At 72.0% G+C, this 24,185-nt stretch carries 15 protein-coding genes and 2 pseudogenes; 8 read left to right on the top strand and 9 right to left on the bottom strand.

What is annotated here, in order from left to right:
* Window positions 1–167: 167 nt before the first annotated feature.
* From CA984_RS26885 to CA984_RS26870, 4 genes and pseudogenes are all read left to right on the top strand, one after another.
* Window positions 168–428 (top strand): annotated as a pseudogene (locus tag CA984_RS26885) (glycosyltransferase); the annotation flags it as partial.
* Between the two features lie 144 nt (window positions 429–572).
* Window positions 573–1,922, top strand: a complete 1,350-nt coding sequence (locus tag CA984_RS26880; protein ID WP_086576328.1) for a hypothetical protein — start codon at window positions 573–575, stop codon at window positions 1,920–1,922.
* Between the two features lie 564 nt (window positions 1,923–2,486).
* A complete protein-coding gene (locus tag CA984_RS26875; RefSeq protein ID WP_086576327.1) occupies window positions 2,487–3,602 on the top strand; it encodes an FAD-dependent oxidoreductase in 1,116 nt (371 codons plus the stop codon).
* A 58-nt stretch (window positions 3,603–3,660) separates the two neighbouring features.
* Entirely contained in the window at window positions 3,661–4,464 is an 804-nt protein-coding gene (locus tag CA984_RS26870; RefSeq protein ID WP_165781424.1) for a L,D-transpeptidase family protein, read from the top strand.
* Between the two features lie 107 nt (window positions 4,465–4,571).
* On the opposite strand, the gene CA984_RS26865 is transcribed toward CA984_RS26870, so the two are convergent.
* Window positions 4,572–5,687 (bottom strand): alpha/beta hydrolase, encoded by a 1,116-nt coding sequence (locus CA984_RS26865; protein WP_086576325.1) that lies wholly within the window; start codon window positions 5,685–5,687, stop codon window positions 4,572–4,574.
* 259 nt (window positions 5,688–5,946) lie between these two features.
* Here CA984_RS26865 and CA984_RS26860 point away from each other — a divergent pair, with 259 nt between their 5' ends.
* Together CA984_RS26860 and ccrA are read left to right on the top strand one after the other, a co-directional pair.
* Window positions 5,947–12,261 carry a type I polyketide synthase gene (locus CA984_RS26860; protein ID WP_242676190.1) on the top strand — a complete coding sequence of 2,105 codons (6,315 nt, stop codon included), beginning with the start codon at window positions 5,947–5,949 and terminating at the stop codon, window positions 12,259–12,261.
* Window positions 12,258–13,568: a crotonyl-CoA carboxylase/reductase gene (gene ccrA, locus CA984_RS26855; RefSeq protein ID WP_086576323.1), complete on the top strand. Its 1,311-nt coding sequence runs from the start codon at window positions 12,258–12,260 to the stop codon at window positions 13,566–13,568. Before CA984_RS26860 ends, ccrA begins: the two co-directional genes overlap by 4 nt.
* On the opposite strand, the gene CA984_RS26850 is transcribed toward ccrA, so the two are convergent.
* The 4 genes from CA984_RS26850 to CA984_RS26830 all read right to left on the bottom strand — a co-directional run bounded on the left by CA984_RS26850 (window position 13,549) and on the right by CA984_RS26830 (window position 19,898).
* Window positions 13,549–14,802, bottom strand: a complete 1,254-nt coding sequence (locus CA984_RS26850) for a PucR family transcriptional regulator (protein ID WP_086576322.1) — start codon at window positions 14,800–14,802, stop codon at window positions 13,549–13,551. The two genes, ccrA and CA984_RS26850, sit on opposite strands and share 20 nt — an antisense overlap.
* A gap of 118 nt (window positions 14,803–14,920) precedes the next feature.
* On the bottom strand, window positions 14,921–15,121 hold the full coding sequence (locus tag CA984_RS26845) for an EF-hand domain-containing protein (RefSeq protein ID WP_031168267.1): 201 nt from the start codon (window positions 15,119–15,121) through the stop codon (window positions 14,921–14,923).
* Between the two features lie 2,051 nt (window positions 15,122–17,172).
* Window positions 17,173–19,443: a protein translocase subunit SecD gene (gene secD / locus CA984_RS26835; protein ID WP_086576321.1), complete on the bottom strand. Its 2,271-nt coding sequence runs from the start codon at window positions 19,441–19,443 to the stop codon at window positions 17,173–17,175.
* Window positions 19,444–19,526: 83 nt separating this feature from the next.
* Window positions 19,527–19,898: a hypothetical protein gene (locus CA984_RS26830; RefSeq protein WP_133061783.1), complete on the bottom strand. Its 372-nt coding sequence runs from the start codon at window positions 19,896–19,898 to the stop codon at window positions 19,527–19,529.
* A gap of 120 nt (window positions 19,899–20,018) precedes the next feature.
* Here CA984_RS26830 and CA984_RS26825 point away from each other — a divergent pair, with 120 nt between their 5' ends.
* Window positions 20,019–21,677 carry an alpha-amylase family protein gene (locus CA984_RS26825; protein ID WP_086576319.1) on the top strand — a complete coding sequence of 553 codons (1,659 nt, stop codon included), beginning with the start codon at window positions 20,019–20,021 and terminating at the stop codon, window positions 21,675–21,677.
* Window positions 21,678–21,816: 139 nt separating this feature from the next.
* Complete coding sequence (locus tag CA984_RS26820) at window positions 21,817–22,080, top strand: alpha/beta fold hydrolase (protein WP_242676187.1); 264 nt, start codon at window positions 21,817–21,819, stop codon at window positions 22,078–22,080.
* Here the strand turns inward: CA984_RS26820 and CA984_RS26815 are convergent.
* The 4 genes and pseudogenes from CA984_RS26815 to CA984_RS48165 form a co-directional block, all read right to left on the bottom strand.
* Window positions 22,052–22,453 carry a VOC family protein gene (locus CA984_RS26815; RefSeq protein ID WP_086576318.1) on the bottom strand — a complete coding sequence of 134 codons (402 nt, stop codon included), beginning with the start codon at window positions 22,451–22,453 and terminating at the stop codon, window positions 22,052–22,054. The two genes, CA984_RS26820 and CA984_RS26815, sit on opposite strands and share 29 nt — an antisense overlap.
* A gap of 190 nt (window positions 22,454–22,643) precedes the next feature.
* On the bottom strand, window positions 22,644–23,000 hold the full coding sequence (locus CA984_RS26810) for a hypothetical protein (RefSeq protein WP_086576317.1): 357 nt from the start codon (window positions 22,998–23,000) through the stop codon (window positions 22,644–22,646).
* 244 nt (window positions 23,001–23,244) lie between these two features.
* A complete protein-coding gene (locus tag CA984_RS26805; RefSeq protein ID WP_086576316.1) occupies window positions 23,245–23,928 on the bottom strand; it encodes a response regulator in 684 nt (227 codons plus the stop codon).
* A pseudogene (locus tag CA984_RS48165) lies at window positions 23,925–24,185 on the bottom strand (sensor histidine kinase); the annotation flags it as partial. The pseudogene CA984_RS48165 and the gene CA984_RS26805, both read right to left, overlap by 4 nt.

The following is a 24,185-nucleotide window of genomic DNA, read 5'->3' as shown; positions in this document are numbered from 1 at the left end:
GCTCACGGTCCTCGGTGTCGTGACCCCCGCGGTCGCCGCCTACTCGCAGGACGACCCTCGTAGCTGCAACGACCTGATGGGGGCCGACACCCCGGCCTACGTCGTGTGCCACTGGCTGGCCAAGCCGGAGGAGGCCCTCGGCGTCGCGATGTTCTGGTCGAGCGACGACGGGGAGCGGGCTGCGGGCGGGGGTCCCGGGGGTGGTCTGTCCCTTCTTCTCCGACCAGCCGTTCTGGGGCGCCCGGGTGGCGCTGCTGGGCGCGGGGCCCGCGCCGCTGCCGGTGCGGAAGGTCACCGCGGAGGCGCTGGCCGGGAGGGTCGCGCGTGCCGTACGGGACGGGCGGATCAGGGCGGTGGCGGCCCGGCTGGGGGAGCGGATGCGTGCCGAGGACGGGGTGTCGCGCGCGTGCGAGGCGCTGGGGCTCTGAGGCCGGTTCTGTCACGCGGTGCCGGAGATGGACACGATGTGGCGGTGATTTGACGTTTTCCTGTCAGGGGCTGTCGGGGGAATGGTGATCTCTGTAGAGTGCGAGGCAATCGTTTTGGCTGGCTTTACCGGGGAGTTTCAGGACATGCGATTCACTCTGCGGCGGGCCCTCGCCGTCGGCGCCATGCTCACGGTCCTCGGTGTCGTGACCCCCGCGGTCGCCGCCTACTCGCAGGACGACCCTCGTAGCTGCAACGACCTGATGGGGGCCGACACCCCGGCCTACGTCGTGTGCCACTGGCTGGCCAAGCCGGAGGAGGCCCTCGGCGTCGCGATGTTCTGGTCGAGCGACGACGGGGCCAACCTCAAGGAGGCCACCCCGTCGGACGGGCAGTTCATCGACTGCTCCGCCCCCGGCAGCTCCTGCCCGGTGCTGGAGGGCGAGGAGATCAGCGGTGACGAGAACTCCCCGGCACCCGAGGGCGCCGAGGACGGCGGGACCCCCGAGTGTGAAACCGGCCAGCAGTGCTCGGTCGACGGGACCGGCGAAGGCGGCGACGGCACGCCGAGCCGGTCCGAGCTGAGCGGCTCGGCCACCCCCTCCCCCTCGCCCACCACGACGACGGCCACGCGGAACTTCACCACGTCCGCCCAGGACGTGACCGCGGCGGCGCAGACCCCCGCCGGCCAGGCGGTCACCGCCGCCAAGGCCACCGGGGTCCGGGTCTGGCTCGACACCGAGCTGGCCGACGACTGGAAGGCGGGCGCCGAAGGCTTCGCCGCGGCCGTCAAGCGGATCGGCGCGCTGGCCGCGCGGCCGGAGGTGGCCGGGATCCGGTTCACCTCGCAGCTCGGCTACAACACGACGTTCAAGACGGACGAGGAGGTCACCGCCTTCGTCACGGCCGCCTCCACGGCACTGCGCCAGGCGGCCCCCGGAAAGCGGCTGGGCGCGCACACGGTGGTGCCCGAACTCGCCTGCGGCGCGGAGGAGGCCTGCAAGACCGAGATGCGCAAGCGCTACCCGCTGGTCGTCCCGGAGAAGGTCGAGTCGCTGCTGAGCGCGGGCCGCGTCGACCAGCTCACCCTGGACACCGGCCTGCTGTACGGCGGCTACGAGACCTGGAAGATCAACGCCGAGAAGGCCCAGCGCAACCAGTGGATCCAGGTCCGCGCCCGCTCCTGGGACGTCCTGGCCCAGGTCGCCGCCGAGGAGACCGGCCTGGTCGGCCAGGTGACCCCCGAGCAGGTCGCCACCCGGGCGTCCACCCCCGTCATGGACGGCGCCGCCCAGCAGGTGAACCTCTGGACCCGCGTCCAGGACGCCCAGGGCACGGTGAAGCGGCTGACCGCCTGGGACGAGCTGAAGAAGCTCAACCCGATCAAGCGCCGCCTGGCCGCCGTCTACAACCCGACCACCCCCGAGGTGGACGTGACCGCCGACCTCAAGAAGGTCGCCGAGGTCTTCAGCCAGGTCTACCTCACCACCGCCTGACCCGGCGCCCGGCCCCGAGACAGGAGGCCCGCACTCGTCCACCGGGTGCGGGCCTCGGTCGTGTGAGCCCCGGCCGTGAGCCCCGGCCGTACGGTCCGCAGTCGTGTGAGCCCTGACCATGAGTTGCGGCCGTGCGGGCCTCGGTCGTGTGAGCCCCGGCCGTGAGCTGCTGTGCGGTGCCCGGTCGTGTGCTCCGGACGTAGCTCCGCGGCCATGTGATTTGCATGGCGAAATTCGCGTATATCGCTATCCATCGGCACTGCCCCGTGTTTATTCGGGTGGCCGGATCTGCCTGCCCGCACCAATGTTCCCACTGGGGCATATAGGCGAGCCTGAATCCCAACGTAGGCAATCCGGCCTTTGGTGATCCCGGCCGGCCCGTCGTAACGCCGAGGACCGGCTAAAAGCACGTCAATATTGGCCCGAGTCCGCCTCCGTCCCGGATTCCACCGGTGCCGCGTTTTACCCTGGGAGAGTTTCAGCGTCTGTCGCGACGACCTCCCGCGGTCGGCCATGTCAGAAAATCGATCGAGCCGGATGGACTCAGAGAGAAGGCGTTCCTAAGTGCGCGCGAATTCGCCGAAGGTGCTTGTCGTCGGGGCCGGAGTGAGTGGATTGACGACCGCGCTCTGTCTGGCCAGAGAGGGATTCCGCGTCACCGTGGTCGCGGAGAGATTCGCGCCCGAGATCGTCTCGGTCGTCGCGGGCGCGCTGTGGGAGTGGCCGCCCGCGGTGTGCGGTTACCACCACGACCAGATCTCACTCGCCCGCTCCAAGGACTGGTGCGTCACCTCCTACAGGATGTTCGACGAGCTGGCCCGGGCCAAGGTCCCCGGCGTGGCCATGCGGAGGTCGAACTTCTACTTCGGCCATCCCGTCGAGGAGAGCCCGCACGACCTGCACAAGATGCAGGAGCTCGCGGGGAAGGTGCGCGGTTTCGTCCACGACCGGTCGCTCGCCGAACGCAACGGCGTCAGCCCCGACTACGGGGTGGTGGACGCGTACTCCCACATGGCGCCCATGATCGACACCGATCAGTACATGGTGTGGCTGATGCGGCAGGTCAAAATCCACGGGGTGCGGGTCAAGCGGTACCGGATCGAGGGGCTGCTCGCCGAGCGGAGGGCGGAGCTGCTGGACCGCTTCGACGCCGAGGCGATCGTCTGCTGCGCGGGCCTCGGCACCGCCCAGCTCCGCGGCGTCGGCATGTATCCCCTGCGCGGTGCGCTGGTGCGGGTCCGCAACGGCGGGGTCCGCGGGCCCCGGATCGACGAGGCCCACTGCGTCTCCCACGTCGAGGGAAGGAACGAGCAGGACATCGTCTTCATCGTGCCGCGCAACCAGAGACTCCTCGTTCTCGGCGGGCTGGCGGAAAAGGACGAGTGGAGCACGGACATCGATCTGGAGAACCACGGGCCCGTGCGGGAGATGTATGAGCGCTGCCTGGCGTTCATGCCCGCACTGCGAAACGCCGAACTGGACCCCGATGAGCCGGTCCGGGTGGGGTTGCGGCCATTCAGGAATGAGAACGTCTGCCTGGAATGGGATGACGAAAGTCAGATCATCTACAATTTCGCGCACGGCGGGGCCGGATTCAGCTTCTCCTGGGGCTGCGCACAGGAGGCCGTCGGCCTGGTGCGTTCGGCCGTGGAGGACCGTAAGTACTCCCACTCCTTCTGATGATTTCTCCCGACAGTGGATGGACGTGACCATGAGAAGAAGTTTCCGGTGTTTTTTGATGGTGAACGCGGCCCTGATGCTGACCGCGTGCACGCCCTTCGACCTCGCGTATACCGGTATCGCGTCACAGCGCCATTCCGGGCACCCGGCGCCGCATCCCGGTGACGTCTCGAATCCCGGGGACACCTCTCATGCCGGGAGTGCCCCGCGTTCCGGACGTGACTCCGGTTCCGGGGACGCCCCCGCGCGGCCGCAGTTCCCCACCCTTCACCCCGGCGACGAGGGCGCCCTGGTGGAGAAGGTCCAGAGCCGTCTCGACCGGCTCGGATTCAAGGCGGGCCCTCCCGGCTCCGAGTACGGCCCCGCTCTGCGCATGGCCGTATGGGCCTTCCAGAAGGCGAACGGGCTGCCCGCCGTCGACCGGGTCGACCCGCCGACCTGGCAGGCGCTCTCCCATCCGGAGCGCGTCAGGCCGCTGGTGCCCTCCGGCGGGTCCGTGAGGGTGGAGATCGACCTGCGCCGCCAGCTGCTCACGGCGTGGAAGGACGGCAGGCCCGCGCTGATCACCCATATCTCGACCGGCACCGGCAAGCCCTACTGCAAGAACGGCCACTGCGGGGTCGCGGTCACCCCCGCCGGCGATTTCCGCGCCTGGTGGCGGACCGCCGGATGGACCAGCGGACCTCTGGGCGACCAGTTCTACACCGTGTACTTCAACGGCGGCATCGGCTTCCACGGCTCCGAACGGGTCCCGAGGCATCCCGCGTCCCACGGATGCATCCGCGTCCCGCTCCACAACGCCCGGCCCCTTTTCGACATGATCCAGACAGGGCACCAGGTCTACGTCCGCCGGCCCGCGTAGAACACGGGCCGGCCGGGAGCGGGGCCGGCCGGTAGTGGAGCCGGGCCGGGAGCGGGACCGGCCGGTAGTGGAGCCGGGCCGGACCGGGACGGGGCGTGGCCCGGCGCCTAACGGGAGGTCCCGCCGCCGGAGACGGTGATCGGGGAGCGGTGTCCGAGCAGGCCCCAGATGCCCTCGTCCTCCTCGTCCTCCTGCGGCGGGGAGGAGGCCTCCAGGCCGAGGGCCGACAGGATCATCGGGAAGGACCGCTTGAACTCGCGGGTCCAGTAGGGCCAGGTGTGGGTGCCGTCCTTGTACAGGTGCACCACGGGCTTGACGCCGTACCGGCGGAGCTTGGCGACCAGGTCCTTGGCCGTGTAGGCGGAGAGCGGCTCGCTGAGATGGGCGGGGCTCCACGGCGCCCCGGGCGGGTCGAGCTCGCCGAGCCGGCTGGTCGTGCCGCTGGAGATGTAGAGGCTCATCCCGCGCAGGTTCCTGGCCAGGTAGGCGGGGTCGTTGGCCCGCCAGACGTTCCGGTTCCTGATCGGGTCTCCCCACATGGCCTTCGGGTCCTGCCGTTCGGCCGCCTGCGCGTTCATGATGAGCTCGGGGATGCCGGGCAGGCGGGTGGACATGACGCCGCTGTAGGAGCCGGCGAAGCGGAACATCCCGGGGTGCCGCGCGGCGTACTTCATCGCGCCGTAGGCGCCCATGGACAGGCCGGCGACGGCTCGGCGGCTACCGGCCCGGTAACCGGTCTCCAGCAGGCGGCGCAGCTCGTAGGTGTGGAAGGTCTCCCAGGCGGGCGCGCCACCCTTGCCGCCGTTGTACCAGTCGGTGTAGTTGCCGGCCCGGCCCGCCTCGGGCATCACGATGATCGCGTCCATGTCCTCGGTCATGGCCGCGATGTCCGTCATCCGGGTCCACGCGGTGTAGTTGTCGGCTCCGCCGTGCAGCATGTAGAGCACCGGCCAGGTGCGTTTGGCCTTCTTCGACCAGCCCCGGGGCACCAGCAGCCGGACCGGCAGCATCGCGTTGACCGAGGGCGACGACACCGTGATGTCGACCATGCGCAGGCCGAACCAGCGCTCCTTCACCACCCGCGCGCCGCCGGGCTTCGCGGCCGGCCAGGGGCCGGAGGGGCTCTTGCCGGACGGCGAGCCCGGAGCGGCGTGCGCGGCCGACGGCAGCCCGACGAGCAGAGCGGTCGCCAGCACCAGGAATCCACGTCGAGCAGGTCGCATTTCTTTCCTCCACCCGGCCTGGGGACAGGGGCCGTGGCAGGCGACCTTAAGCCTGATCATCGGGGTCCGGCTATGAGTGTTCGCAACGAAATGCGCGAGGGGTTTGAGCTGCCCGAACAAATCCCTTGAAAGGGTGGCCATTATCACGATCGTGACAAAACGCGCTGGTGGATTGTGGTCTGTCAGGGCTCCCTTATGCGGATTTGTCTCTGTAAGTTTGCCGATCACCTCGGGTGTTCTTGGGAGTCGCCACGTGGACATGTTCGGCGAAGACGAGATCCGCCGCTTTCTCACGGAACGGATCGCGACCCGCTGCCGTCTGCCCCTCGCGGACGTCGATCCCGACCGCCCCCTGGAGGAGTTCGGGCTGTCCTCCCGGGACGCGGTCGCGGTGGCCGGCGAGCTGGAGGTCCTCCTGGGCCGGGAGCTGGGGCCCACGCTGGTCTGGGAGTACCCCACGATCAACCGTCTCGCCCGGGGCCTCGCCACCGGTACGGCCGCCGCCCCGGCCGCCGGCCGGACGGCGGATCCCGGCGGGCCGATCGCGGTGATCGGCGTCGGATGCCGCCTCCCGGGGTCCGTACACGGGCCGGAGGACTTCTGGCGGCTGCTCATGGCGGGCGGCGACGCGGTCGGCCAGGTGCCGGAGGACCGCTGGGCGGCCTTCGACGACGGATCCCCCCGCACCGCGGAGGCGCTGGCCGCGACCACCCGGCACGGCGGTTTCCTGGACGACGTGGCCGGGTTCGACGCCGACTTCTTCGGGATCGTCCCGGGCGAGGCCGAGACCATGGACCCGCAGCATCGGCTGCTGCTGGAGACGGCATGGGAGGCGCTGGAGCACTCCGGCGTCGCCCCCCGGTCGCTGCGCGGCAGCCGTACCGGGGTGTTCGTCGGCATCTCCGGCAACGAGTACGCCTACCTCACCACCGCCGACCCGGCGAAGGTGGACGCCTGGACGGCGACGGGGGCGGCGTTCAGCATCGCCGCGAACCGGCTGTCCTACCTGCTCGACCTGCGCGGGCCGAGCCTGTCGGTGGACACCGCCTGCTCTTCCTCGCTGGTCGCCACGGACCTCGCCGTCCGGAGCCTGCGCTCGGGCGACAGCGACCTGGCGCTCGCGGCGGGGGTCAACCTGCTGCTCTCCCCGGTGGTCACGATGGCGTTCGACCAGGGCGGAGGGACCGCGCCCGACGGGCGCTGCAAGAGCTTCGACGCCTCGGCGGACGGGATGGTCAGGGCCGAGGGGTGCGGCGTCGCCGTGCTGAAGCGGCTGGCCGACGCCCAGCGTGACGGCGACCGGATCCTGGCCGTCGTCCGCGCCACCGCGGTGAACCAGGACGGCCGCTCGAACGGGCTGGTCGCGCCCAACCCCGAGGCCCAGGAGGAGCTGCTCCGCACGGCCTACGCCGGTCTGGAGGGCCCCGACTACATCGAGGCCCACGGCACCGGCACCTTCCTCGGCGACCCCATCGAGGCCCGCGCCATCGACGCCGCGCTCTGCGGCGGCCGTACCGCGCCGCTGCTCATCGGCTCCGCCAAGAGCAACCTCGGCCACCTTGAGGCCGCGGCGGGGATCACCGGCCTGATCAAGACCGTCCTCTCCCTCCACCACGGCGTGATCCCGCCCAGCATCCATTTCCGGCGGCCCAACCCGCACATCCCCTGGGACCGCCTCAAGGTCGTCACCGCCCCGACCCCCTGGCCGGGCGACCACCCCCGGGCGGGGGTGTCCTCCTTCGGCTTCGGCGGCACCAACGCCCACATCGTCCTGGAGCGCGCCGCGCCCGTGCCCCCGTCCCCCACCGTCGCGGCCGGACCGTCCACGGAGCGGTACGGTGGGGAGGCCGGGCGTGACCGGCCGGGGGCGAAGGTGTTCCTGCTCACGGACGTGTCCGCCGAGCGGGTCCGGGACCACGCCCGGGTGCTCGCGGACTGGGTCGATTCCAGGACCGCGCCCGACCCGGACGCGCGGGAGAGCGTCGCGCTCGGCGACGTCGCCCACACGCTCGCCCGGCGGGCCGGGCGCGGGCGGGCCGGGGCCGCCGTCGTGGCGGGGGACCGGGCGGAACTGCTGGCCGGGCTGCGGGCCGTACAGGCGGGCGGGGGCGTCACCGGAGCGGCAGTGACCGGTGGGCGGGGACCGGTGTGGGTGTTCTCCGGCTACGGCYCGCAGTGGGCGGGGATGGGAGCCCGGCTCTACGCCGAGGAACCGGTGTTCGCCGCGGTGATCGACGGACTGGATCCGATGTTCGGCGACGAGGCGGGCATCGGGCTGCGGGAGATCGTCGCCGGGGGGCTGGACGCCGTGGGCGTGGCCACGGCACAGCCGGTGATCTTCGCGGTGCAGGTGGCGCTGGCCGAGCTCTGGAGGTCGCACGGGGTACGGCCCGCGGCGGTCGTCGGGCACTCGATGGGGGAGGTCGCGGCGGCCGTGGTCGCGGGCGGCATCGGGCTGCGGGACGCGGTCCGGGTGATCTGCCGCCGGGCCGCGCTGCTCGGGACGCTGGGCGGAGGCGGGGCGATGGCGGTGCTGGAGGTGGCTGCGGACGAGGTCCCCGGCGATCTGCACGTCGCCGTCCACTCCTCGCCGAGGCAGTGCGTCGTCACCGGCGACCCCGGCAGGGTCCGGGCCTTCGCCGCCGAGGTCGAGGCGCGGGGTCTGCTCGCCCGGGTGCTGACCGCCGAGGGCGCCGGGCACTCGCCCCAGGTCAAGCCGCTCCTGCCGAAGCTCCGCGAGGCGCTGGCCACCGTCGCCGGAGGCAAGCCCGAGATCCCGTTCTACTCGACCGTGTTCGACGACCCCCGCGAGATCCCCACGTTCGAACCCGCCTACTGGGCCGCCGGGGTCCGCCGTCCGGTGCGCCTGCTCACCGCCCTCCAGGCCGCCGCCGAGGACGGCCACACCGTGTTCACCGAGATCAGCCCGCACCCGGTCCTGGCCGCACCCCTGCGCGACTCCCTCCCCGCGGGCACGGTGATCACCCACTCCCTCCGCAGAGGGCACGACGAGGAGCTGTATCCCCAGCTCGCCGCCACCGTGATCGCCATGCCCCCGCCGGTCGCGGCCTCCTCCGGCCGGCTCGTCGACCTTCCCCCCTCGCCCTGGCGGCACGGACGCCACTGGTTCTCCGCCCCCCGCCGCGCCGCCCTCCCGCCCGGCAGCCATCGGCTGCTCGGCGTGCACGTCGAGAGCCCCGCCGGGCACGTGTGGACCACGACCGTCGACGACCTCTCCGACGCCCCCTGGCGCCTGGACCCCTCGGCCTGGCGGCTGCACGGCCTGCCGGTCCTGCCGCTCGCCGCGGTGGCGGCCCTCGCCCAGGCGGCGGCGGCCGGGGTCCTGGGCCGGGCCGAGCTGACCGACGTCACCCTGGACGCGCTGCTGCCGCTGCCCGCCACGATCACCACCACCCTCACCCCGTCCGGCGAGATCGGGATCGACGCCAAGAACGCCGCGGGCGTCTGGATCCGGTACGGCACCGCGACCGTCGCACCCGATCCATCCCCGGCGGGGGCCGTCCCCAGCCCGGCCGAACTGGCCGAGCGGCTGCGGGACTCCTCGGGGGTGCCGGTGGCGATCGGACGGCTGGGCGGTGACGGCACCCCGGCCGGCCTGCTGACCAGGGACATCCCCGCCACCGCCGTACCGGTTCCGCTGGCGGGCAAGCTCGTGGCCCGCGTGTGGGCGCCGGCGCCAGGTGTCGAGGCCGCATCGGCGGGGAATGGATCCGGTCCGCGCCCGGTCCGCGGCTGGCTCGTCGTGGCCGGTAAGGGGGATCCGCGGGCCGGGCGCCTCGCCTCCGGCCTCGCCGCCGCCGGGCACGACGTCCACCACCTCGACCTGCCCGGCGTGACTCCGGCCGGGCCGCCGCCCTCCCTGGTCCCCGCCCAGCGCTCCGCGCCCCCGCAGACCGGGCCGGTCCCGGAGCCGCCCGCGCAGGCCGGGCCGGTCCAGGGGGCGCCCCCCGCCCTTCCGGCGGCCGACGAGGTCGTGGTGCTGGTCCCCGGCGGCCTGGACCCGGCAGGCGCCGAGACCCTCTTCCTCGCCGTCACCCGGATCGCCCGCGACCTCGCCGGGACCGGGACGCGCCTGCGGCTCGTCACCCACCGGGCCCAGGCCGTACTGGCGGGAGAGCCGGGCGACCCCGGCGCCGCCGCGCTGCGCGGCCTCGTCCGGGTCCTCGCCTTCGAGCAGCCGGGGCTGCGTGCCTGCCTGATCGACGCGGACGGCCCGGACGCGCTCCTGGCCGAGCTGGCGGCCGACGCGCCGGACGACGAGGTGGCCTGGCGGGACGGCGTCCGCCACACCGCCCGCCTGTCCGCCGTCCCGGACGCCGATGATCGGCGTCGCGCCGGGGAGGGCACGCCGGTGGTACGGCGCGGCGGGGGCTATCTGATCACCGGCGGGTACGGCGGGCTGGGGCTGGTGGTGGCCCGGTGGCTGGCCGAGCGGGGAGCCGGCCGGATCGTGCTCGGCGGCAGGTCGGGGCCATCGGACGAGGGGGCCGGGACGATCGGGGAACTGCGGGCGCTGGGCGCCAACATCCAGGTGGTGACCGGGGACCTGGCCGTGCCGGGCGTGGCCAGGGGACTGGTCGACACGGTGACGGCCGGGGGGATGCCGCTGCGCGGGGTGGTGCACGCGGCGGGCGTGCTGGACGACCGCCTCGTCACCGACGTCGGCCCCGAGGACCTGCGCCGGGTCTGGTCGGCCAAGGTCCGCGGCGGCCTGGAGCTGCACGAGGCGACCAGGGACGCCGGACTCGACTGGTGGGTGGCGTTCTCCTCGGCGGCGGCGCTGCTCGGGTCGCCGGGGCAGGCGGCCTACGCCGGGGCGAACGCCTGGCTGGACGCGCTGTGCGACCTCCGCCGGGCCGAGGGGCTGCCCGGTACGGCGATCAACTGGGGCACGTGGGCAGAGGTCGGCGGGGCGGGCCAGGCGGCGCTGCCCGCGGTCTCGCCCCTCACGCCGGGCGAGGGCGTCGAGGCGCTGGAGGCGCTCCTGTCCTGGGGCACGGTCGCCGCGGGCGTGCTGCGGCTGGACGCGGCTGCGGCGGTCGCCGCCTTCCCCGGCATCGCGCGCATGCCGTACTTCGCGGATCTGGCGGGGGCGGTCGCGACCGGCGGTGAGTGGGCGGGCGCCGAGGCCCTGGCCTCGATGGAGCCCGGCCAGGCCGTGGAGGCGGTGGTCGCCAAGGTCAGGGAGCGGACGGCCGTCGTGCTGGGATTCGAGGCCGCCTGGCTCCAGGAGAGCACGGTGCTCACCGAGGCGGGCCTGGACTCGCTCGCGGCCACCCGGGTACGCGGCATGATCGAGCACGACTTCGGGGTGGCCGTGCCCACCGCCCTGCTGCTCCAGGGGGCGACGCTCGCGGACGTCGCCATGGCGGTGGCCGCCGAGCTGGGCATTCACGGCGCCACCGCCGGGACGCGCCCGGTCGAGCCCAGGGACGCGGCGGAACGGCAGGTCGTCGTGGCCCTCACCCGGATCCTCGGGCGCGAGCCCGGCGTCACCGAGGAGATCCCGGCCGATGTCCTGCCCGTCGTCCTGGACGTCCTCAGCCGGGAGACCGGCCGGGAGCTGTCCGCAGAGGGCGCGCTGACCGGGGCCCGGGTCGCCGACCTGCTCCGGGAGATCGACGAGGAGGAGGCCGCCCGGGGCGTCGTCCGCCCGCTGACCCCGGCGGCCCACGCGTACCTGGCCGCCCGCCGCGCCGCGCCGCCGCCCGGCGTGCCCGCGCGGGGTGTGCCGCCGACCGGCGTGCCGGTGACGGCGGGAGGCGGGCAGGTTCCGCTGTTCCTGGGACATCCGGCAGGGGGGACCACGGGGGTGTACTCGCTGCTGGCGGGGGCGCTGGGAACGGACCGGGTGGTGTTCGGGCTGGAGCGGCTGGACGACGTCGGGGGCCTCGGCGCGGAGGCGGGGGTGAGCGATCGGGCCGCCCGGTACGTGGCGGAGATCAGGAAGGTGCAGCCGGAGGGGCCGTACCGGGTCGGGGGATGGTCCTTCGGGGGCATCCTGGCGTTCGAGATCGCGCGGCAGCTCGGGGCGGAGAACGTGGAGCTGGTGGCGATGATCGACTCGGGCCTGCCGGACGAGGTGGCGGCGGCGGAGCGGGCTGAGATCGCGGCGAGGAGGTACGCGGACTTCGCCGCCTACCTCGCCCGGACCTACGGGGTGCGCGTCCGGCTGTCCCACGACGAGCTCGCGGGCCTGAGCGAGGCCGGCCAGCTCGCGCTGGTGGAGGCGCGCGTCGCCGAGTCGGGGGTGCTGGACCTGCTGGGGGAGGCCATCCTCCGGCACCAGATCACCTCGCACGAGGACACCCGGGCCATCGAGGGCTACCGGGCCGGGACCTACGGGGGCCGCGTGGTGCTCTACCGCTCCACGGACCCGACCCCCTGGGCGGTGGAGGACATCCGATACGCCCACACCGACGACCCCGCAAGGGGATTCGGCCCGTTCAGCCCGGAGCTGGAGATCGTCACCATCCCCGGGTCGCACCATCTCAACCTGCTCGACCCGCCCCACGTCGAAGTCATCGCCGCTCACCTTGGAGGCCAGCTATGACACTCGCACAGGCCGTCGTCGACGGCGCCGATCCGGAGGAGCTCGCGCGCCTGGAGGTCCCCACGACCTTCCGGGCCGCCCACACCCGCAAGAACGAGGTCGGCATGTTCGGGCGGCGCCCGCACGGCGTCGACGACGTCGACAAGGACATCACCAAGTCCATCCACGTGGACGACGTGCCGATGCCGGAGCTCGCCCCGGACGAGGTGCTGGTCGCGATCATGGCGAGCGCCATCAACTTCAACACCGTGTGGACGGCCATGTTCGAGCCGATCCCCACGTTCGCCTTCCTGGAGCGGTTCGGGCGCGAGGACCCCCGGCACGACCAGAGCTTCCACGTGCTCGGCTCGGACGCCTCCGGGGTGATCGTCCGGATGGGCGCCGCCGTACGGCGCTGGAAGATCGGCGACAGGGTCGTCGTCTCACCCGCCTACGTGGACGAGCAGGACCCGATCACCCACGCCGACTCCATGCTCGGTGCCGACCTGCGCGCCTGGGGATTCGAGACCAACTACGGCGGACTGGCCGAGTTCGCGGTGGTCAGGGCCACCCAGCTGCTGCCCAAGCCCAGGCACCTGACCTGGGAGGAGGCCGCCTGCAACATGCTGTGCGCCTCCACCGCCTACCGGATGCTGGTCAGCGAGCGCGGCTCCCGGATGAAGCAGGGCGACGTGGTGCTGATCTGGGGCGCGACCGGCGGGCTCGGCGCGTACGCCGTGCAGCTGGTGAAGAACGGCGGCGGCGTCCCGGTCGGCGTGGTCAGCTCCGGCGAGAAAGCCGACCTGCTCCGCCGGATGGGCTGCGAGCACGTCGTGGACCGCTCGCAGTTCGAGCACCTCAACGACGAGAAGGCCTGGCGCAGGCTCGGTGCGGAGGTCCGCCGCCAGGTCGGGGAGGACCCGCACATCGTCTTCGAGCACACCGGCAAGGAGACCTTCGGGGCGTCCGTCTACGTCGCGCGGCGTGGCGGCTCGGTCGTCACCTGCGGATCGTCCAGCGGCTACGCCCACGAGTACGACAACCGGCACCTGTGGATGAAGCTCAAGCGGATCGTCGGCTCGCACGGAGCGAACTACCAGGAATGCCACGAGGTCAACCGGCTGCTCTCGCTGGGCGCGCTGCAGCCCACCCTGTCCAAGGTCTACCCCCTCGACCGGACCGGCGACGCCGCCCGTGCCGTACAGCTCAACGAGCACGTCGGCAAGGTCGGCGTGCTGGGTCTGGCTCCCGCCGAGGACCTCGGCGTCGAGGACCAGGCGCTCAGGGAGCGCATCGGCGAGGACCGGATCAGGCTGTTCCGGAGCTGACGGACTGCCTGGCGCGCAGGACGATCTCCAGCTCGAACCGGATGTCCGGATCGCTGAGCTGGTCGCCGTAGAGCTCCTCCAGCTGGCGCAGCCGGTAGCGCACGGTCTGCGGGTGCACGTGGAGCCGGGCGGCCACCTCGCCGGCGCCCCGGCCGTGCCGCAACCACGCCAGCAACGTCTCGGCCAGCCGGTCCTGCTGGCTGGGACGCAGGTGGGCCAGGGGCGCCAGCCGTACCTCGGTGAGGGCGCTGACCAGCTCCTCGTCCTTGAACACGATCAGGGTGGCCATGTGGTCGGAGCAGCGGAGCACGCCGCGCTCCTCGGTGAGCACCCCGCGCCGGTGCAGATCCAGCGCCTCGCGGGCCCAGCGCAGCGAGGTCGCGGCGGCGGCCAGCGGTACGGCGGGCCCGACGGCCGCCTTCCAGCCGCGCAGCCCGGCCTCCAAGGTCTGGGCCTGGCCGGGGCCGTTGGGGTCGGGGACGATCAGGCAGGGACCGGGCCGGTCGAGGCCGGACAGCACGTCGGGCGGGAGTGAGGGGGCGCGGTAGCCTCGGGAGTGCGCGTCCAGGGCGACTCCGGCCACGGTCTTGGGCAGCCGCCATCCGGCGGTCTTGGCCAGGTCGGCGATCGCGTCGGGGGAGGCCGACGGCTGGCTCAGCAGCAGGTCCATCAGCCGGTGGCGGCGACGCTCGATCTCTCCGGCCGCGCGGGCCCTGGCCTCGTCGAAGCCCTCGGCGGCGGCGTCGGCGAGCTGGTCGAGATAGACGAAGATGGCCTCGCCGAGGTCGTAGAGGTGCTGCGGGGTGAGGCCGAGACGCTCGGCGTGCTCGGTCAGCCGCCGCCAGGCCACCCGGGCGCCCAGCCGCATCGCGGTCTGCAGGGGGTCGAGGTTGCGGCCCTCGTTGGCCTCGCCGCGCCCGATGGTGCGGAACACCTCGGGCTCCCACGGCGTGCTCGGGTTCTCGATCCGGTCGACGAACTGGCGCAGGGCCTCGTCCACGGCGAGCCGGATGGCCTTGATGTAGATCTCGTCGGAAGGCCGGGAGTACTCGGGGATCCGGACCGTGATCTCCTTGATCACCTGGTCGGCGACCTCGGACAGGCCCGGTCTCAGCAACCTGGCCACTTCTGCCGGAGCGGATCTCCATAGCCGCTGGTCAGACAGCTCGTGAGACCTTCTCTTCCGGTCGCCGAACCCAGTGACAACGAGCTTGGAATCTTCTCTTATCGTCATAGACCCTCCCGTCGGAGTGCGCCTCACATTCTGATCTCATTGACACTTTGAGCAAGTAGCAAACGCTTGTTCTTATCTCAAATGCAACATGTGGGGGCATCCGGCGGGAGGGGTGGGGTTATTTGAGGTAGCCGCCGAACTCCTCCAGGGAGATCAGCCCGTCGCCGTCCAGGTCGATCCTGGCGATGGCGGCTTCGGCGGCCTCGGGGGTGATCGGCTGGCCGAGCACCTCCATCAGCCGCGTCATCTCGGTGGCCGAGATGAGGCCGTCACCGTCGACGTCGATAATCTTGAAAGTCGTCGCGTAGTCGTCCGCCACGAGCGCATCCGCCTTCCGGCAGCAGGGAATCAGACGCCAAGCACACTAGCGGGGGACCGGCTCTCTGAGGAGGGCGCCCTCCGCTCCGGCCGTGGCGCCGGAGACGCGCCCCGGACACCCGCTGCGGTCCCCGGTGACCGCGGACGTGCCCCCTCTCCCGGCCGCCCCGCCGTCTGGTGATCCGGGCGGCCGCCTGTGGAGGTGCGGTCATGGAGGTTCCGGATTCCGGAGATTCGGCCGTGGTGTCGGCGTTACGCGAATATAAGGTGCTTGATACGACTATTCATGCACTAAGCACATTGGTTTTTGTTTGACGAGTTGCATTGATGGAGGGCAAAGAAACGCGCGTTTCTCTTCAGGCGCATCAACTGGATTCGGGGGGCATTGTTTCCGGCTGTCCCCGGTCGGTTCAAAAGTGTTCTCTCCGGGTTTTCGGCGAGTGGAAGAGGAGAGAGAAGACGCTGTGTCTACCCTTATGAAACGCATCCTGGCCGGCGGCGCGCTCGCCGGGGCCGTTCTCGTTCAGATGCCTGCTCCGGCAAGTGCCGGTGTAGTGCCGGCCTGGCCGATGAATGAGGCACATGCCCGCTATGGGATAAGCGATCCCTTCTGCAGTAATTCGGCGGCACTTGCTCTTGTGGTGACGCCTTCCCATCCTCTCTGCAACTCTGTCGTCGGTTACTGGCAGAATCCCGCTCCTGCCATTCCACAGGTCAACCAGCCCAGCCCCGCGCGGCCGACCGCCGACTCGGCTGCGCAGAGCTACATCCCGCTGTGCAAGTGGCTTCATCTGCCGTTGTCCCTCTGTGCGGTTCCGCCGGGGCCCGTCGGCCCGCGTGGCCCCGAAGGTCCCGCAGGTCCGCCCGGACCCGCCGGTCCCGCCGGTCCCACCGGTGCGACCGGTGCCACCGGTCCTGCGGGCCCGCGCGGCCTGACGGGTCCGCGAGGCCCTGAGGGGCCTGAGGGTCCCGCTGGTCCTGAGGGTCCCGCTGGTCCTGAGGGTCCCGCCGGCCCTGAAGGCCCTGCCGGCCCTGAGGGTCCCGCCGGCCCTGAAGGCCCTGCCGGCCCTGAAGGCCCTGCCGGCCCTGAAGGCCCTGCCGGCCCTGAAGGCCCTGCCGGTCCTGAGGGTCCCGCTGGTCCTGAGGGTCCCGCTGGTCCTGAAGGCCCTGCCGGTCCCGCCGGAGCTGAGGGTCCCGCCGGTCCTGAGGGTCCTGCCGGTCCTGAAGGCCCTGCCGGCCCTGAGGGTCCTGCCGGTCCTGAAGGCCCTGCCGGCCCTGAGGGTCCCGCCGGTCCTGAAGGTCCCGCCGGTCCTGAAGGCCCTGAGGGGCCGCAGGGTCCTGAAGGCCCCATCGGTCCTGAGGGTCCCGAAGGTCCCGAGGGTTTCGAGGGCCCGCAGGGTCCTGCCGGTCCTGAGGGTCCTGTTGGACCTGAGGGCCCCGCCGGTCCTGAAGGCCCCGCCGGTCCTGGAGGCGTTGAGGGTCCGCAGGGTCCCGCCGGTCCTGAGGGTCCCGCCGGTCCTGAGGGTCCCGCCGGTCCTGAGGGTCCGCAGGGTCCTGAAGGCCCGCAGGGTCCTCCCGGATCGTCCACCGAAGTGACGCGTGTGCCGGCCGGTCGGCCCGTCGTCGTCGGGGTCTTCCCGACCTTCCGCCCGATCCCGACCTTCCGTCCCATCCCGACCTTCCACGCCGTTCCCACCATCCGATCCTTCTCTGCCTACCAGTCCCTTCCGTCCTGCGTGACCTGGTGTTTCTGATCACTGTCAGGGCGAGGTGATCCGGGCTCACCGACCCGGTGACGGAGACCGGTGAGCCCAGTGATGCCGGTTAGACCAGTGAGACCGCGAAGGCCGAGAGCCGATCGGTACGGTCGAGCGGGACGCGGGTAGGACAGGCGTTCAGCGTGTGAAACAGGAAAGGTGCGGGCCCTCACAGGCCCGCACCTTTCCTGTCTCTTTCCGTTCCCTCCGTCCCCTCAGTCCAGCCCAGTCCAGCTCAGTCCCTTTCAGGCCGGCTCAGGCCGGCTGGACCAGGCTCAGGCCGGCGCGGACCGGCTCAGATCACGGCGCCCGACCCCTCGCGGACCCCGGAAGCGCGCTTGCGCGGGGGCTGCGGCGGCGGTGCGGAACCGCGCTTCTCGAACTCGATCGCCAGCGGCGCCGCGACCAGCGCCGATGACAGCGTGCCGACGACGATGCCGATCAGCAGCGCCACCGCGAAGTCGGTCAGTGAGTCACCGCCGAGCACGGCCAGCGCGGCCAGGATGAACAGCGCGCCCAGGCCCGTGTTCACCGTACGGGGCACGGTCTGCAGGATCGCGGTCTCGGCGACCTCCGCGAACGGAGTCCTGGGCCGCATCCCCCACAGCTCGCGGACGCGGTCGAAGACCACGACCTTGTCGTTGACCGAGTAGCCGATCACGGTGAGCATCGCGGCCAGGAAGACCCCGTCCACCGGCTTGCCCAGCCACGCGAACGCGCCGACCACGATGGACGCGTCCACCACCAGGGCCAGCACCGTCGCCAGCCCGAACGTCCAGCGGAACCGGAAGGCCAGGTAGAGGAGCTGCGCGGCGAGCGCGACGGCCAGCGCGATCATCGCGTTGCGGCGCAGTTCGTCACCCAGGCTGGGGCCGATGAGCTCGTCGCGCTCCTTGGTGATCTGCCCGGCGCCGCTCTCCAGAGCCGCCTCGATCTTCGCCAGGTCGGCGGCGCCGATCTGGCCGGTCCGTACGGAGATGTCCGCGTCCGAGGCCTGCACCACCGCGTTCGGGAACCCGGCGTCGCCGACCAGCTCGCGGGCGGCGTCGGCGGTGATCGGGACGCTGGTGGAGTACTCCACCAGCCGGCCGCCGGTGAACTCCACTCCGAAGTTCACCCCCCGCACCGCCACCCCGGCCACCGCCACGACCACCAGCACGCCGGTGACCACGAAGTACACCGTACGGTGGCGCATCAGGCCGGGCTTGCGCGCGTTCAGCCAGGTCCGGACGCGCCCGATGCCGGCCAGGCCGGTCAGTGCCGGCCGCTTCGCCACCGACCGTCTCGTCACCGCCCACTCGGCCAGCACGCGGGTGATGACCATCGCGGTGACCAGCGAGGCGATCACGCCGATGCTCAACGTGACGCCGAAGCCGCGCACCGGGCCCGAGGCGAGGAAGAACAGCAGTCCCGCCGCGAGCAGGGTGGTGATGTTGGAGTCGGCCACCGCGCTCCAGGCGTTGCGGAAGCCCTTCTCCAGCGCGGGCCGGAGCCTCGGCCCGGAGGCGTACTCCTCCCGGGCGCGCTCGAAGACCAGGACGTTGGCGTCCACCGCCATGCCGATCGCGAGCACGAAGCCCGCCAGGCCCGGCAGGGTGAGCGTGGCGCCGAGCGCCACCAGGGCCGCGTAGGAGATGAGCGCGTAGCAGGCCAGGGCGATGGCGGCGAGGAACCCCACCAGTCGGTAGACCACCACGATGAACAGCGCGGTGAGCAGCACGCCGATGACGGCCGCCTGGGCGCTGGACGCGATCGCGGCCGCGCCGAGCGTCGGGCCGACGGTCCGCTGCTCGACGATCTCGACGGGGACCGGCAGCGAGCCGCCCTTGATCAGCACGGCCAGGTCTCCGGCCTCCTCGGCGGTGAAGGAGCCGGTGATCTGAGTGGAACTGCCCGGCAGGCCCACGTCGCAGGCGACGCCGTCGTTGACCTGTGGCGAGACGATGACCTTGGAGTCGAGCACGATGGCGACCCGCCGTTTCGGGTCGCCCACCGGGTTGCACGCGGCCTCGCCGGTCAGCTCGGCCCACGCCTTGCGGCCCCCGTCGCGCAGGTCCACGGTGACGTACCAACCGCTGCCCTGCTGGGGATCGGTCCCGGCCTGGGCGTCCTCGACCCCGTCGCCGGTGAGCCGGGCCGGGCCGACGAGCAGCTTGACGCCGTCCTCGTCGGAGATGATCTGCTCGCCCTTCTTCGGGGCGGTCGCCTCGTCCGCCAGGGCGATGACGGGGTGGAAGGTGAGCTGGGCGGTCTTGCCGATGACTTCGGCGGCCTTGGTCGGGTCCTGCACGCCGGGCAGTTCCACGATGATGCGCCGCTCGCCGGAGCGGGCCAGCGGCGCGTCCGCCACGCCCAGGGCGTCGGCCCGGCGGCGCAGCACCTCAAGGGTGCGGTCGGTGGCCTCGGCGTCGGCCTTGACGGTCGGGGAGTCTCTCGTCTCCAGGACGATCTGGGTGCCGCCGCGCAGGTCGAGACCGAGGCGCGGCGTCATGGTCAACGCGACGAAAAGGGAGATGGCGATGACGGCGAACGCCGTCACCGCGCGCACCACGGGGGCACGCGACATGGAAGCCTCCACAGGCAGGGAAAAGGTGTCCGGGTACGGCGAAAGCACCCGTAGCGGCCTCAGAGGCCGGCTGCGAGGTGCTTTCAGACGCCTGTGGAGGGGGGCGCCCGGCCGGGCCTGACCAGCAGGGCCGCGAGCGGGCGCGGGTCGTCGTCACCGGCAGGACGCGAGTCGAAGCCCGGGGTGCGGGACAGGTGCCGGGTGTCCGGCGGCCCGGCCGCGGACGGGTGGCCGCCCCCGGTTCCGGTCCCGATGGAACCCCCGGTGAAGGCGTGCTGCTCCCCGCCGACGTGAACCTGGCGGGACAGGGGCTGATGCTCCCCGGAGACGGCGACGACGGCCGTGTGCCCCAGGAGGGCGGTCGCGCCGCCCGCGTTGAGGCCACCGGAGACGAGCAGCGGGAGGAGGAGGGCGAGCAGCCAGCCCAAGGGCGCGCCGCGCCTCGACTGCCGCATGTTCTCCTCCAGGGGTCCGGTCCCACCGTAGCCCTTCCGGTACGGGTACGGCGTATGCCGGCATGGCGAGGTGAGCGCCCGCTACCCGGTAAACGGCCCGTGTGCGGGTAGAGCGCCGACATGCGACTGACCTACACAGCTGACCTGTGGTGGAAGAACGCGGTTGTCTACTGCCTGGACGTCGAGACCTACAAGGACGGCAACGGCGACGGCATCGGGGACTTCCGCGGGCTCACCCAGCAGATCGACCACCTGGACCGGCTCGGGGTGACCTGCATCTGGCTGATGCCGTTCTTCCCGACGCCCAACCGCGACGACGGCTACGACATCACCGACTTCTACTCCGTCGACCCCCGCCTGGGCACCCTCGGCGACTTCGTGGAGTTCATGCGCACGGCCAGGGACCGGGGCATCCGCGTGATCGCCGACCTGGTGGTCAACCACACCTCCGACGAGCACCCCTGGTTCAAGGAGGCGCGCTCCAGCCGGGACTCCGCCAAGCGGGACTGGTACATCTGGCAGGACGACCCCGACCCCGTCGACCCCAAGGACCTCGTCTTCCCGGACAAGGAGGACAGCATCTGGGAACTGGACGAGAAGACGGGCCAGTACTACCTCCACAGCTTCTACCGGTTCCAGCCCGACCTGAACGTGGCGAATCCCGAGGTCCGCGACGAGATCGCGCGCATCGTCGGATTCTGGATGGAGCTGGGGCTGTCCGGCTTCCGGGTGGACGCGGTGCCGTTCCTGATCGAGGGCATCGGCCCCGACCCGCACGAGTTCCTCGCCGACCTGCGCGCCTTCATGAACCGCCGCGACGGCACCTCGATCCTGCTGGGCGAGGTGAACCTGCCCTATCCGGACCTGATGGAGTATTTCGGCGACGGCAACGGCGACCAGGTCACCATGTGCTTCGACTTCATCGGCATGCAGCGGTTCCACCTGTCGATGGCCCGGCAGAACCCGCAGCCGCTCGCCGACTCCCTCCGCGAGCGGCCCGCCCCGCCCGACGACTCCCACTGGGCCACCTTCGTCCGCAACCACGACGAGCTGACCCTGGACAAGCTCACCGAAGCCGAGAAGCACGAGGTCTTCGACGCCTTCGGCCCGGACAAGGACATGCAGGTCTACGACCGTGGCCTGCGCCGCCGCCTGCCCCCGATGCTCGGCGGCGACCAGCGCCGTCTCAAGCTGGCCTACAGCGTCCTGTTCTCCCTGCCGGGCACGCCGGTGCTCTTCTACGGGGAGGAGATCGGTCTCGGTGAGAACCTTGAGGCCGAGGGCCGGATGGCGGTCCGGATCCCGATGCAGTGGTCCCGCTCCGGCGGTTTCTCACCCGACCCGAAGACCGTCGTGCCGACCCCTGACGGTGAGTACGGCCCGCGGCACGTCAACGTGGACGACCAGCGCCGCGACCCCGACTCGATGCTCAAATGGATCACCATGCTGGTCTCGCGCTACCGGGAGTCGCCGGAGCTCGCCTGGGGCCACTACGAGGTGCTGGACGCCGGGGACGAGGCGGTGCTCGCCCACCGGGCCGACGCCGAGGGCGGCACCGTGATCGCCGTCCACAACTTCGCTGACCGGGAGGCGGAGGTGGAGCTCGTGCTGCGCGATCTCGACCGCTGCGAGGTGCTGACCGACCTGCTGGTGGACGGCACCCTCGATCTGCCCTCCGACGGCCGGGTGACGTTCGCCCTTGAGCCCTACGGCACCCGCTGGCTGCGCGCCGCCGTCCCCGACGCGCCCCTGGGGAACAGCTCGGCCAAGAGCCACTAAGGGCCTGAGCGGGACGTGAGGAGGCCCGCCTCCGTCACGTCCCGCAGGACGGTCACGGACCTCCCGCCGCTCAGGCGGTCGCGCCCCTCGCCGCCTGCCGCGGGCTCTCCGCCTTCCCCGGCCAGGCGAGCATGGCCAGGTGGTCGACATCCGGGACCGACTCCCGCTGATCACCGCGCCCACCCTGGTCATCGGCAACACCCAGGACTACCTGGTCCCGGTCGAGCACGCGAGGGAGCTGCACCGCCTGATCCCGGGCAGTCGCTACGCCGAGCTCGACAGCGGCCACGTGGTGGTGCTGGAGCGGCCCGCCGAGCTGACCGAGCTGATCAGGGAGTTCATCGGAACCCCTGATCACAGCCCTGGGGAGGAGGTCATCCCTCTTCGGAGCCCAGCTCGGTGAAGAGCGTGAGCTGGAGCCCGGCCGGGCCTTCGAGGCGGGAGTTGAGGGAGTTCCACGGGGTCCGGACGGGGTCGGCGATCACCTTGGCCCCGGCTCCGGCGAGCTTGGCGGTGGTGGCGGGCGAGTCGTCCACCTCGAAGGCCACCCGGATGTGCCCGGCCACTCGCTGCCCCACCTCGACCTGGTCGATGAACTCGGCCTGTCCCGGGTCGGCGATCTCCAGCGTGGCCCGGCCCGCCTCCAGGATCGTCACCCGGCCGTCGGGGGAGGCGTAGGCGGCCCGCTCGGGAAGGCCGAGCGCGTCGCGGTAGAACCGCAGCGCCTCGTCGTAGTCGGCGGCGGTGACGACCAGGCGCAGTTCACGGACGGTCATGACGACTCCTCAAACGATCACACATGCTGTGCAGGGCGCAGCGCGATTACCGCATCCGACATTCCCGGCATGGCCGCTCATCGTTGACGCACCACGGCCGTCAGGCCCGGGGCGTGTCGCCTCTGTCGCCGGTGGACCAGGGCCCGTCGTGGCGTGGGCGCCGCCGGAGCGGGCCGTACGGCGGGCGGGGTCACGGCCGGTGGGGCCGGTCGTGGCGTGGGTCCCTCCGGGTCTTGAGCTTGTCGAGCTGCTGGATCAGGTCCTCGCGGACCTCGGTCAGCGCGCTGGAGAGCTCGGGCTCGGTCGAGGTGGCGACCAGCGGCTCGACGCCGGCGAGCCGGCATTCGAGGGTCACCTTCTGCTCGGCCCCGCCCCGGTTCTTGACGCTCAGCCGCAGGTCCACCGAGTCGGGGGGATGGGAACGCAGCCGTTTTCCCAGGGCGGTGAACCGTTCGACGATCTCAGGGCGTTCGTCCTCGGCGAAGCCCGTGCCCAGCGTGAGCCGTTCGCCCAGGACGTCCGCCTGCTCGTCACCCGTGTCTGCCATCGCCCGCACCTCTTCCGTGAAATGTAGTCATAAGATTACATTCAGCGACCAGGGCAGCTCTGGCTGGCATCGTCCTGGGGCATCGGCTGCCTTCCGGGGCATGTCGCACAGCGGGGAGAGGGAGCCGGAGGAGACCGGCCGTCCGTGGTGGCCTTCCCGGCCCCCGTGGGACCGGGGAGGCCGTGCGCCTCACCGATCCTGACGGTGGGTCCCAGGCTGTCCGGAGCGCGGGATCCGCAGACCGTCACTCCTGTTCGTCGAGGAGTCCCGCGTCGTGGACCAGCAGGGCGATCTGGACGCGGTTGTTGAGGCCCAGTTTGGTGAGGATGCCGGAGACGTGGGTCTTGACCGTGGGGACGCTGAGGTGGAGCACGGCGCCGATCTCGGCGTTGGACCTGCCCTGGCCGAGAGCCACGGCGACCTCGCGTTCGCGGCCGTTCAGCAGTGCCAGGCGGTCCCCGGCCCGGGTGCGCCGCAGGTCGTGGCCGGAGTCGGCGACCCGGGCGATGAGGCGCCGGGTCACCGCCGGGGACAGCACGGGGTAGCCCTGGGCCACCTGGCGTACGGCGGTCACGATCTCGTCGGGCGGGGTGTCCTTGAGGAGGAACCCGGCGGCTCCGGCGCGCAGGGCGCGCAGGACGTGGTCGTCGGCGTCGAAGGTGGTCAGCACGATGACCTCCGGCGCACCCGGGCGGGCGCGCAGGACCTCGGTGGCGGCCAGCCCGTCCATCACGGGCATCCGGATGTCCATCAGGACCACGTCGGGGGCGTACCGGTCGACCAGGGGCAGCACCTGGGCGCCGTCACCGGCCTGGGCAACCACGCGGATGTCGGGAGCGCCGCCCAGCATCATCACCAGGCCGGCGCGGACCAGCGGGTCGTCGTCGACGATGAGCACGCCGACCGTCCACGGCTCTGATGCGGTCATGGCGGCCAGGGTAGCCAGGCCGACAGCCGCCAGCCACCCGCGGCGGTGGGCCCGTGCTCCAGGCGCCCGTCGGCCAGGGCGACGCGTTCGGCCAGGCCGACCAGGCCCTGACCGGTCCGCGCGCCGGGCGTGGGCACGGCACCGGGAACGGGGGCGGCACCGGGAACGGGGACGGCATTGGGCACAGGGGCGGAGGACGGCACCGGGAACGGGGGCGGCACCGGGAACGGGGACGGCATTGGGCACAGGGGCGGAGG

The organism is Streptosporangium minutum, from assembly GCF_002149035.1.
Lineage (GTDB): Bacteria > Actinomycetota > Actinomycetes > Streptosporangiales > Streptosporangiaceae > Streptosporangium > Streptosporangium minutum.
The sequence above is the reverse complement of the archived record's forward strand: the minus strand, read 5'-3'. Positions and strand labels throughout refer to the sequence as shown.